This window comes from Legionella sp. PATHC035 (assembly GCF_026191115.1).
GTDB lineage: Bacteria > Pseudomonadota > Gammaproteobacteria > Legionellales > Legionellaceae > Legionella.
Genome location: NZ_JAPHOT010000001.1, coordinates 1,290,951 through 1,302,581, shown reverse-complemented (window position 1 = coordinate 1,302,581; position 11,631 = coordinate 1,290,951). Strand labels below are relative to the sequence as shown.

Here is an 11,631-nt window from a genome sequence, read left to right as displayed (position 1 = left end):
AATGGCAGATAATGATCAAAATGATGAGTATAAGTTTGCTGAGTTAGACTCTCTTGAGAATGAGCCTCTGGAGACCTCAGAGTTTGATACCAAAGGTTCTACTCCTGCAAGACCCGGGGGAGTGGAGCCTGGAAAGAATATTAAGCGTAATGCTCTAATTACAGTGGGTATCATTGTTTTTATTATGTTGATGTATAAATTTATCGGAGGGATGTTCTCTAAAACTACTCCGACTACTCCTCAGGAGAATTTAAATCCTGCTCCTGTGGCGGAAATTACTCCCTCACCGCAACCGCAACCACAACCACAACCACAACCACAGGTTACCCAAACTGAAATTCCACCAGAACCTGTTCAGCCAAAACCAGTGGTTCAACCACAACCTCAGGTTACGCAGGAAAATAATTCAGAGTTACAACAAAAAGTTGCCTCTATTGAAGCTAGTCAGCAAACGGTTCAATCTGAGGTTAGCTCAATGAGTCAGCAGGTAGGGAATGTCAATAATAATGTCAATGCCTTAAATGCTCAAATTACAAAACTGAATCAGATGATCACTGATTTAAATAATCAAGTAGTGAAACAATCCGAGGTAATTAATGTGTTAATGGAGCGAACAAAACCTAAGCCTGTTAAGCCCGTTGCCCGTGTTCGTACCTTAACTCCACAAATTATTTACTATATAAATGCAGTAATTCCTGGTCGGGCTTGGCTAATTGGCACAAATGGTTCTACACTTACAGTAAGAGAAGGAACAAAAATCGCAGGATATGGAACTGTAAGACTAATCGATTCTATGCAAGGTCGAGTTTTAACAAGTTCCGGGCGAGTAATTAGGTTTAGTCAAGAAGATAGTTGAGGTTTGTATGGCTGATACATGTACAGGCGGATCAGTAGCGTGCTGGATATCGGGTCAGGTAAATATATTAACTAACATCGCAAATTCGTTGATTCCTGTAGAGCGCTTGATTACAGGAGGTGCATATCTGATTGGATGTGCCTTTTTGTTTAAAGCCATCTATAGTTTAAAGGTGTATGGCGAGGCTCGTACGATGATGTCGAATAATACAAGTATCAAAGAACCAGTGATGTATTTATTAGTTGGTGCGATATTTATTTATTTTCCAACGGCTTTTTCATCAATGATGGTAACGACTTTTGGTTATCAAAATGTTCTTTCTTATGCACCGGTGAGTAGTAATAACCCGACACTTGATACTTTGTTCGGTACTGGAAGTGTCGTTGGAAGACCTTTAACGATTATCATCCAGGTCATTGGTTTAGTCGCTTTCGTGAGAGGATGGGTATTGATTGCGCGTTCCGCTTCGCAAGGGCAACCACCAGGCGGGACAGGTAAAGGTTTAGTTCATGTGTTTGGAGGAATATTAGCAATCAACATCGTAGGTACACTAGAAATGATCAACAACACTTTATATGGGGCATCGTAACAGACCGAAGGTACGATTTTTTTGATTTAATTAGTTTTAGTCATTTTAAATTTGAGGAGAAAAAGGTGAAGAGCAAACTCATTAGCAAATCTAATTACAAATATTGGTTAAGCAGTTTCATTTGCTTAAGTTTACTGGCTTTAGTGAGTCAAGATGCAGCAGCTGCATCCGGAACGGGAATATCCGTAGGGCAGATGGCATCAAACATTACTGGGTCATTTACAAACTTGACCAAATTAATCACTGCAGGTTCTTATCTGGCTGGATTGGGATTTTCAATCGGTGCTATTATGAAATTTAAACAGCACAAAGATAACCCAACCCAAATTCCAATAGGTACTCCAATCGCATTAGTTTTTATCGCTGCGGCCTTATTGTTCCTACCTTCAATTTTAGGGGTAACTGGAGCAACAATGTTCGGAGGTAGCGGTGGTACAACTGCTGGACCTACTGGAACAGTATACTAATAAAGTGCCTGTTAGTAACTTAGCAGTTGCTTTTAATAATAAAGGATAAGATTCATTTTTGATCCTCTCCCCGTCAGGGGAAGAGGATCTTTTAATGGGTATTAAAACGGATAATTGCCAATAAAGTTTATTCTATTCAATGTGAGCCGAGGATATGGCAGTTAATCAAGAACAAAATAAATTAAAATTAATGGCTACGCCGGGATCATGGCGTTTATATTCTGCCAGAAAGGTTGACGAACGATTTAAGGCGTTTGAGCAAAAAGTATTTCAAAGAGATAGATATACTTGTCGATTTTGTGGATTCCAAGCACGTTTATTTCAAGAAGTAGTTAATCTTGATAATAATTATGCGAACAACAAGTTAGAAAATTTGGTGACTTCTTGTTGTTTCTGTGCGCAGTGTTTTTTTGTTGAGTCGGTAGGTGTCGGTGGTTACGGTGGGGGTACGTTAATTTATCTTCCCGAACTGACCCAAGCTGAATTAAATAGCATATGCCATGTGTTGTTTTGTGCGATTACAAATGATACGGGTTATAAATCGAGTGCACAGAATATTTATCGAGCATTCAAATTTCGCTCACAACTTGTAGAGGAAAAATTTGGCGAAGGAACGAGTGATCCTGCAATATTTGGTCAGTTAATGATTGATGCAGGGGTCAGTGACGAAGAGAGAAGAGCTCAATTATTTAAAAACATACTTCTATTGCCTTCAAGAGCTAAATTCCGCAAACAAATTGAAAAATGGGCGGCGAGTGCACTAGAAGAAATTTCAAGTTAAATGTGAGGTTAGGGAATGGCGCATTGGTCAGAATCTTTTTTTGAAGGAATAGATACCTTCTTTGCCTGGCTAAGTACATCGCTCAAGCAAACAACAGAATCTTATATCGAATTGGAAACAGCTGATAGTCCAACTGTGTTGGTCAATCATGATGGTTCTTTAATATCAATTTTGAAAGTGGAAGGGGTATCTGCCCTTGTAGGTGCGGCAGAATTTGAAAATTTGATTGCCGGTATAACCAACTCATTTCAAGGGGCAATGGGGCGTCCAGGACATGCCTTACAGGTTTATTTTAGTCATGATAAACAAAACATAAGGAAATTGATTCAAGACACTTATGAACCTGCCACAGCAACGGCAAAACGACTTGAACTGAATTTAACTGACTTATTTGAAGAACGAGTCAACTATATGGCTCAGTATTGTGCCGAAGAGCGTGTCTATTTTGTACTGATAACCCGACCATTCAATTTACCTTCGGAGCAATTAAAGGCAGCAACCAAAGCTAAATTTAAGATGATCAAGGATACTAAGGCGCCTCCTTTTAAAAACAGCCAGACTATCTATGCTGCCATTCCTGAATTACGTGATACTCATGATGCCTACGTTCGTTCGGTAATGAATGATTTCGATTCGCTGCATATTTTCGCTAAATTACTCGAAGTCCATGAGGCAATCCATGCAATTCGTATGACGTCTGATCCAGATTATACTGCAGATGATTGGCGGGCAAGTTTACCTGGGGATAAGGTAACAGTCAGGGAAGTGAATTCTTTCGAAGGCGATGCTTCCGATTTATTATGGCCCTCATTAGCGAAACAAGTATTTCCTCGTGATGCGGAAGTATTGGATTTGCGTACCGTTAGGGTAGGGGACAAGATTTACTCTTCAACCTATATTGATTTATTCCCTAAAGACATTAGACCCTTTATTCAGTTATTTACACGTATATTGCCAGCCCATATTCCCTGGCGAATTTCCTTTTTGATCGAAAGCGAAGGGCTTGCCACGATTAAACTTAAAGGTCTATTGGCTGCGATTTTAACCTTTAGTTCAGCACAAAATCGTTTGATCAGTGATTCGGTAAATTTATTGAAATACATACAACTCAATACCGATGAGTCCATTGTCCGATTGCGGGTTGTAGCAACCACTTGGGCACCTGAAGACCGATTGGCATTATTGCGGCAACGCAGCTCTGAGTTAGTCAAGGCAATTGAGGGCTGGGGCTCAACCGACGTTTCTGAGATTTGTGGTGATCCATTCGGTGGTTTTGTTTCTGGCATGTTAGCTGCCACGCTAAACAGTACCGCAGTGCCTACAGTTGCTCCACTCAGTTCGGTGGTTTCGATACTGCCTATTACCCGTCCGGCATCACCTTGGCTAAAAGGCGCATTACTTTTTAGAACGCCCGATGGTAAGCCTTGGCCCTTCCAGCCAGGCTCTACAGAGCAAACGACGTGGATTGATCTCGTTTATGCACGACCAGGTTCGGGTAAATCCGTTTTATCGAATGCGATCAACCTTGCTTTATGTCTCTCTGGTGGTTTGTTACGTTTACCCCGTATTGCAATTATTGATATCGGACCTTCAAGTAGCGGACTGATCTCTTTGCTGAAAGAAGCACTTCCGGCATCAAAACGTCATCTCGTTGCTTATCATCGTTTAAGAATGACTCCTGAATACTCAATTAATCCCTTTGATACCCAATTGGGATGTCGTTATCCCACTGCATTAGAGCGCGCCTTCTTAGTAAACTTTATTACCTTGCTAACGACTCCTCTTGGCGCAGAAAAACCCTACGATGGAATGCCAGATCTTGCAGGTATGGTGGTTGATGAACTGTATAAAAGTTTGGCTGATGAGTTTAATCCAGCGCCCTATTCGCCTGGAGTAGAGGAATTCATCGACAGCATTTTAGAAGAAATTGGGTTTGTTCGTGATTCAAAATCAACTTGGTGGGAAGTGACCGATTCACTTTATTCTGCAGGCTTTGTGCATGAAGCGATGCTGGCTCAACGTTATGCAATGCCTTTATTGGCTGATGCCGCATCGATTTGTCGTACTCCGTCTATTGAAGATCTCTACGAACGAATTACAGCACCAACTGGAGAATCATTGATTAACGCATTTTCGCGCATGATTTCTGCAGCAGTTCGTGAATACCCCATTTTGTCACGCGTGACCAGTTTTGATATTGGTGATGCGCGAGTTGTGTCACTAGACCTTGATGAGGTAGCGAAAAGCGGAGGGGATGCCGCAGACAGACAGACTGCAGTCATGTATATGTTGGCACGTTATGTATTGGCAAGACACTATTATCTAACTGAAGAAAGCCTCAATAATATTCCAGAGCAATACAAGGAATATCATAAAGAGAGAGTGCAAGAAATTAGAGAGGATCATAAACGTATCGTGTACGATGAGTTTCACCGTACGTCAAAATCTACAGCGGTGCGGGAGCAAGTGATTATTGATATGCGCGAAGGGCGCAAATGGAAAGTACAAATTGCCTTGTTGTCACAGGCAGTTGATGACTTTGATCCAGTCATGATCGATTTTGCTACCGCAATTTACATTATGGATGCAGGACCCTCTCAGGCAGTCGAAAAAACCACTGCCATATTTGGGCTATCTGATACCGCAAAAGCAGCTTTGCGTACTCGAGTACATGGTCCGCGGCAAGGTGGAGGAACTTTTCTGGCGCAGTATGCTACCAAGAGTGGGGTGAACGTACAGTTGCTTACCTTGACCTTAGGTCCAGTTGAATTATGGGCTTTTAGTACTACAGCTGAGGATGCTACAGTGAGAAACCACTTGTATCGTCATCTAGGTCCTGCAGAAGCAAGACGTCTTTTGGCAGCATTATTTCCCAATGGTTCAGTGGCCAAAGAATTAGAAACTCGATTGAATAATATGAAAGAAAAAGTGGGGTTGATTGAGGATGAATTGAAAGAAAGTATTGTGGAACAACTGATTAACGAAATTCTCGATGCTTATTCAAAAAATCCTGATGTTAAAAGTCTGCCCGCTAAATTAACGTAAAGCCATTAAATGCAGATTATCCATAACCATGTTAAGTGGGCTCCATTTTAATTACCCACTCGAAATAAGAAAAAAATCCTATTTTCTTATTTCGAGTTTATCTTAATACTCCCTTAAGAGTACATCAATATAATCGCCATGGTTCTTTATCATGAATGAATTTCGGTGCATTCCAATTCATGCTGAAAAGAAAAGGGACTGTTTTAATTTGCTCAATCCCACGGGAAAATATCAGACGAAGCAGACCCCTAATTTAAGGAAATATTTATTAATAAGAATGAGGTCTTTATGAGAAATGCAATTGCCATTTTATGTTCATTATTTATCAGCATCAATACCAGTTTCGCCCTTTCAAATACGGAAATCCCTGATGAGATGTACATCAAAGAACACTGGATCAGTTTAACCACCAGTTATGATATAGAAACCAAAACTCGAAAACTAGGAACCTTATATAGAAAATTTCTCAGCCTTTTGCTGACCTATGAATTTTTTGATCCCTTTGATAATAAATTGGCATATGCGCGTTCAAAGTTCTTTTCTCTGACTGCTCATTTTGATGTTTATGATAATTTTGAAAATTTCATAGGGGCGGCTGATGAAAAACTATTCGCCTTTTTCCCAACCTTCGATATCTATGGTCAAGATGGCTACACAAAATTGGCTAAGGCAAGTATGAATTTCTGGGGAACTACCTTTACCATTTATGATCCAGTCACCGATAAGGAAATGGCAACGTTATATCGATCGTTTTTTAGATTAAAAAACGATTGGACTTTTAATATTACAAATAAAGCATTATTCAAGCAAAAAGACATTGATTCTCGTGTGCTGATGACGGTTATTGCCTTCCAAGGAGATAGAGAGTATTGGGAAAGTACTCATCAAAATAACTTTAAGGCAATAGCGAAAAAATCTGCTCCATCGAATGACGTGACAGCACAACAAGTGAATGAACTTTTAGAAAAAATTACTGCGATGAGCAAACAAGAGGGGTTAGAGAATATCAAAAATCCCGATCCTAAAATGATGGATGTGGTTGCCAAGGAATTGGAAAATAATTATCAACAATTGCATGCCCATGATGAAACGGCACAAACTAATCAAGAAAAACTTACTGCATTTGTTGAATATTGTTTGAATCTGGTTCAGGAAAATACTCTTACCTCTGAGAAGAAAAAAGCGATCCTTTTCTTGCTGAAGACGCGTTTAGAAAGCTCGATAAATTTAATTTAAAGCTTAGAGTAACAAAGTGCCGCGATGTTCTCGCGGCACCCCGAACCAGAATGGATCCTGCGCAGCAGCCGCGGCAGAACTTACGGGACAGATAAAAGCGATCTTAGCCTAGATAAGACCGTTCTCGCTTGATCGCTATGGCCAAGGATCGATCTTAGTTAATAAAATATAATCGAATGATAGATTACCCAGATTTTTTATTAAACAGGGTTCTTTGCCTGTCCTAGGACCAAGAAAATCCCGGCTCAATTCATTGGTTAATTGGTTAAGTATTGATCAGAACGACCAAACAATGGTATGATCTGCACCAATTAAATCACCGGTACCTATGAGACATGGCAGAATCAAAAATAGAAAGCGCACCGCTTAATACCCATTCTAAAACTGCTGCTGAGCAGAATAATGACAACAATGCCACTTCCCCGTTATCCACTACAATTAAAAGACAACTTTGGGATTTCTATAATTTACTGTCTGACATGATGTGTCGCACTCCTTATTTTAATAAGCTTCCCGAAGAGCTTGTGACGGAAATTATCACTCGTCTCAAGAATGATGGAGCAAAAGACGAAAAAGCGATAAGCGCCTTGGTCGCGACGCATAAAAGGATGCATACCTTATTTCAACCCACACGACTTGGCGATTTAACCCTGCAGTTGCTGTGGAATACGGTAACAGGGAAACAAGATAAAGCAGAAAAGCTAGTCGATATGCATCCTGAGTTGCAGCTGAAGCCCGGTACAATAACAGACTATTCGGGTAGAACCTTTAAAAACATAACGGCGTATGAGTACGCCTATTGGGCAAAGGATACCCATATGTGTCGAATGCTGGAACGACATATGGATAGAGAAACAAAATTGGCAATGCTCAAACGTTGTGAAGCCATAGAAAAAAATGGATTGACCTATGAGCAACATGGAGTCGAGGTTAAGGGCTCTAAGCATTATGACATGACGCTACTTCTAAATGCATTAAAAAATTTCAGGGATTATCTTAAAAAGGAGTTTGACTTTGGTACTGTAAGAACAAAGGTAACTCAAGTGGCTCGTGCTCAAGGTGATGTACCAGTCCATGTGGCGAATGAATATTGTCTTAGGGATCGTTCGTTTTACCCTACCCCTGCATTTAAGGATGAGACTTTGCCACGAACATTAGCTGCTCGTTCTTTTATAGATAAGGCATCAGATTGTTGGTTTCCACTGAATAGTGAGTACTCACGCAGACCATTTTTTATACGGTCGGATGACATCTATAGCTTCTCCCCCAGTTATTGGCATCCTTCAATCCTAGCAAATTACATAGACCATGATTTGGCAGCTTTAGAGCATCTTGATAAGGTAAGAACAGAAGAACTTGCAGAACTGCAGGAAAATCTTAGGTGGGCTGAACCGACACGGCATAATGAATGTTTTTGTTTTTAAAGACCGCGAGTTGTTGTATGGCAGTGAGAGCTATCTAAGCAACTGTCTTGCATGGTGATGTTCAAGACAGTTGCCGCAGCAAATTGTACCAATAGAACCTTTTGTAAGGCCACTTTGATAATTTTGGCCTTATGGCATTGTTGCTTAAATCAAGCCGATCTGAGCGGCAAAGTAATGATTACTTTTAATCCCCCCTGCAAATTATTAGTCAATGTGATATCACCTTGATGCATTTGAATAATTTCTCTGGCGATGGTTAATCCAAGCCCCGTGCCACCTGTACTGCGTGAGCGAGAATTTTCACCGCGATAAAAAGGTAAAAAAACATGTTCCAGATCGGCCTCAGGCAATCCAGGGCCTTGATCGGTAATTGTAATTTCTAGCTTATTTTGCAAACAATTTAGGTGAATGATGGCTTGATAGCCATAATGGACTGCATTATTAATCAAATTATTAAAGGCTCGTTTGAGTAAATTGACTGTACCATAATAAACCAGTTTTGAGCATTCACTGATAAAACGAACATCATAGTTCATTTCGACTGCATCATCCTTCAATGATGTAAGCAACGCGACTAAATCAAAGAGCTGAGGTTTTTCTTCAACATTCACATCCCGGAAATAATCCAAAGTCTCACGGATCATCAGTTCCATTTCGTTGATGTCGGCCATTATTTTAGTGTAATTGGGATCCTCTGCTAAATATTCGGCACGTAATTTTAAACGAGTTAACGGAGTGCGTAAGTCGTGTGAAATCGCAGTGACCACTCGAGTTCGATTGGCTAAAAGCTTATTTACTTTTTCTTGCAGATCATTAATTTTTTTAAAAATAGCTTTTTGATCCTGATTCCCTGTGAGCGGGATGGGTAACCAATTTTCTTGATGTTCACTGTAATGAAGGCTCTGAATTAAGGTGTGTATGGGTTGATTCAGCATTCTGACTGCCCAATAGTTAATAAAAAGCAACGCGCCAATTAAGATAAGAAACAGGCTAACAATGGAGTTTGCTTGTCTTGGAAAGAAGGAAATGACTTTGATATTCAACCAATTATTTTCTTTTATAAAAACTGAAAATTCCAATTTTTTATTCTGTTTTATTAGATTAAAGAGCACGGGAGCTTTTAAAGTAAGCAGTGCGTTTTTATCGTATACGGGCTGGGGTGATAGGGTTATTTCCGCCCAGGAAATACTTTGATTCCTTAGGATTAAAGGCCATATGGATTGAGGGTTTTTTTGTAACAAGGTCACCAGATGGGTCAATGAGCGTGCGGCTTTAGGTGGAAGTGGTGAGCGAATGTTCTCATAATAATATTTCCCCAATTGCATGAGTGAAAAAATGATTAATAAATTACCAAGTACTAATCCAACTAAGGTCTTTTTGGCGGTTTTGGTTAATTGACTCATACTAAGTCAACCTTGGTTTTGAACTGATAGCCACCGCCGCGAATCGTCAACAATAATCGTGGATTACGTGGGTCGAGCTCTATTTTTTTACGTAAACGACCAATAAGGACGTCAATGGTTCTGTCTTGTGAGTCGCAATCTTTGTCATATAATAAATCCATTAATTGGTCACGGCTCAAAATGCGTCCAGGGTGCTCTAAAAAAACAATTAACAATTCATATTCTCGTTGACTTAGAGGGATAGCAACCGATTCTTTATCAATTAAAGAATGGGTGTTGCGATCGAGAATCCAACCATCAAAATGAATTTGCTGTAAAGGAGCGAGATTTTTACGATCATGCTCTAACTCGCCTTGAGTGCGTCTTAGTTGTGCCTTGATGCGTGCGAGCAATTCACGAGAACTAAAAGGTTTGGAAATATAATCATCTGCCCCCAGCTCTAATCCTGCCACGCGATCAGCAATACTGTTCGCTGCGCTCAACATAATAATAGGCATGCTGTGAGATTGACGAATTGTCTGACATAAATTGAGACCATCAATCCCTGGGAGCATGATATCTAGAATAATTAAATCAAAATTATTTTCTCTTAATAATTGTTTGATGTTCAAGCCATTCAAGGTCCAAGTAGTTCGAAAACCGTTTTTGATTAAATAGTCATTAATCAAGTGCGTAATTTCTTGGTCATCATCAATAATCAATATGTGACTTTTTCTTGTATTCATGAATCACCTGATAAGAGTAATGTGGCTGGCGTCCAACCGAGTCATCCCTCGCTGTGCTCTGGGGGACGTCGGTGGATATGCTTCCTACATTATATCAATAAACTGTGCTATGTTGAGCATTGTAACAGTGTTGTTACAATAAACAGTTCGTTTGTCATATTCCTATTACATTGCCTCATTACACTTACCAATGTAACTTCATAGGAGAAATAAAATGAATATCAAACGATTTTTATTAATTAATAGCTTGGCTTTGGGTGTTTTGGGTGCTTCTATTGCAACAGCCCAAGCTACAGCAACGGCTACAGTAGCTTCTATCAATCAAACAGGACAGTATCGCCAGCATGTGGGCAAGTTACTCACTCCAGAACAGCGTTCTGAATTGGCAAAAATCAGGAAAAACCTCCGTGCGCAATTGGCTCCTTTAATTAAAGAAAAGCGTGCGCTCAGTCTGCAAATAAGAGGTAAGTTAGCCACTCCTAATGTAAAATGGAGTGATGTATCCCGCTTGGTGGAAAAAAGAAATGCGGTGAACGCGAAGATTAATACCTTGTGGACCCAAACCCAGTTCCAAACATATCAAAAATTGGGTGTTTTATTGCCTGTGCACCACGGTCACCATTGTCGTGTTCAAAATAAAAATCTTGCAAAAAAATCATAAAATAATGTCTTGATAACGGTTTCGCATTTTTTGCGAAACCGGTTACTTTTTCAATTCAATGACGACAACCCGAATTGGATGTTGGCCCATGTTTTCATCAGTGTGAAGTTCCCCGGGAACATCTTTTGTAAGATAATATGCTTTATCTTTTTCTAATTTTAAAAAATGTTCTTTTCCCTTATTGTTGACCACTTTGAGTAAGCCATTATCCAGAGCAACAACGACTCTGTCTTGTTCATGTCGATGCATTGTTAAACTGTGTTCTTTATTAGGATAAATTACCGTTGTCCAGACCGATACTCTTTCATTTGATAGTTGGGGAATACGAACGGTTTTTGGGGCATCTGCATAAGAATTAATTGTTGATAAAAATAGCATAGTACCTAAGAGTGAAGTAATGCTTTTCCTCATGGTTTTCTCCGTAAATTTTTGAAGAACTATAAT

At 39.9% G+C, this 11,631-nt stretch carries 11 protein-coding genes; 8 read left to right on the top strand and 3 right to left on the bottom strand.

Translation table 11 applies throughout. The features are described from left to right. Position 1 precedes the first annotated feature (1 nt). The 7 genes from icmG to OQJ13_RS05815 all read left to right on the top strand — a co-directional run bounded on the left by icmG (position 2) and on the right by OQJ13_RS05815 (position 8,398). On the top strand, positions 2-856 hold the full coding sequence (icmG, locus tag OQJ13_RS05845) for a type IVB secretion system protein IcmG/DotF (protein ID WP_265709846.1): 855 nt from the start codon (positions 2-4) through the stop codon (positions 854-856). A 7-nt stretch (positions 857-863) separates the two neighbouring features. Beyond that, positions 864-1,445 (top strand): type IV secretion protein IcmC, encoded by a 582-nt coding sequence (locus OQJ13_RS05840; protein ID WP_265709844.1) that lies wholly within the window; start codon positions 864-866, stop codon positions 1,443-1,445. 65 nt (positions 1,446-1,510) lie between these two features. Next, positions 1,511-1,912, top strand: coding sequence for a type IV secretion protein IcmD (locus OQJ13_RS05835; RefSeq protein ID WP_265709843.1), 402 nt, complete (start codon positions 1,511-1,513; stop codon positions 1,910-1,912). Positions 1,913-2,066: 154 nt separating this feature from the next. Continuing rightward, on the top strand, positions 2,067-2,693 hold the full coding sequence (icmJ, locus tag OQJ13_RS05830; RefSeq protein WP_265709841.1) for a type IVB secretion system protein IcmJDotN: 627 nt from the start codon (positions 2,067-2,069) through the stop codon (positions 2,691-2,693). 15 nt (positions 2,694-2,708) lie between these two features. Next, positions 2,709-5,738 (top strand): type IV secretion protein IcmB, encoded by a 3,030-nt coding sequence (locus OQJ13_RS05825; protein WP_265709839.1) that lies wholly within the window; start codon positions 2,709-2,711, stop codon positions 5,736-5,738. A gap of 288 nt (positions 5,739-6,026) precedes the next feature. Beyond that, entirely contained in the window at positions 6,027-6,974 is a 948-nt protein-coding gene (locus OQJ13_RS05820; protein WP_265709836.1) for a hypothetical protein, read from the top strand. A gap of 335 nt (positions 6,975-7,309) precedes the next feature. After that, a complete protein-coding gene (locus OQJ13_RS05815) occupies positions 7,310-8,398 on the top strand; it encodes a hypothetical protein (protein ID WP_265709835.1) in 1,089 nt (362 codons plus the stop codon). Between the two features lie 149 nt (positions 8,399-8,547). On the opposite strand, the gene OQJ13_RS05810 is transcribed toward OQJ13_RS05815, so the two are convergent. Further along, complete coding sequence (locus OQJ13_RS05810; protein WP_265709833.1) at positions 8,548-9,801, bottom strand: sensor histidine kinase; 1,254 nt, start codon at positions 9,799-9,801, stop codon at positions 8,548-8,550. Beyond that, on the bottom strand, positions 9,798-10,526 hold the full coding sequence (locus OQJ13_RS05805; protein WP_265709832.1) for a response regulator transcription factor: 729 nt from the start codon (positions 10,524-10,526) through the stop codon (positions 9,798-9,800). Before OQJ13_RS05805 ends, OQJ13_RS05810 begins: the two co-directional genes overlap by 4 nt. 214 nt (positions 10,527-10,740) lie before the next feature. Between OQJ13_RS05805 and OQJ13_RS05800 the strand changes: the two genes are divergently transcribed. After that, positions 10,741-11,187, top strand: a complete 447-nt coding sequence (locus OQJ13_RS05800; RefSeq protein WP_265709831.1) for a hypothetical protein — start codon at positions 10,741-10,743, stop codon at positions 11,185-11,187. Between the two features lie 42 nt (positions 11,188-11,229). Here OQJ13_RS05800 and OQJ13_RS05795 read toward each other — a convergent pair whose 3' ends face one another. Beyond that, positions 11,230-11,598 carry a hypothetical protein gene (locus OQJ13_RS05795; protein ID WP_265709830.1) on the bottom strand — a complete coding sequence of 123 codons (369 nt, stop codon included), beginning with the start codon at positions 11,596-11,598 and terminating at the stop codon, positions 11,230-11,232. Positions 11,599-11,631 lie beyond the last annotated feature (33 nt).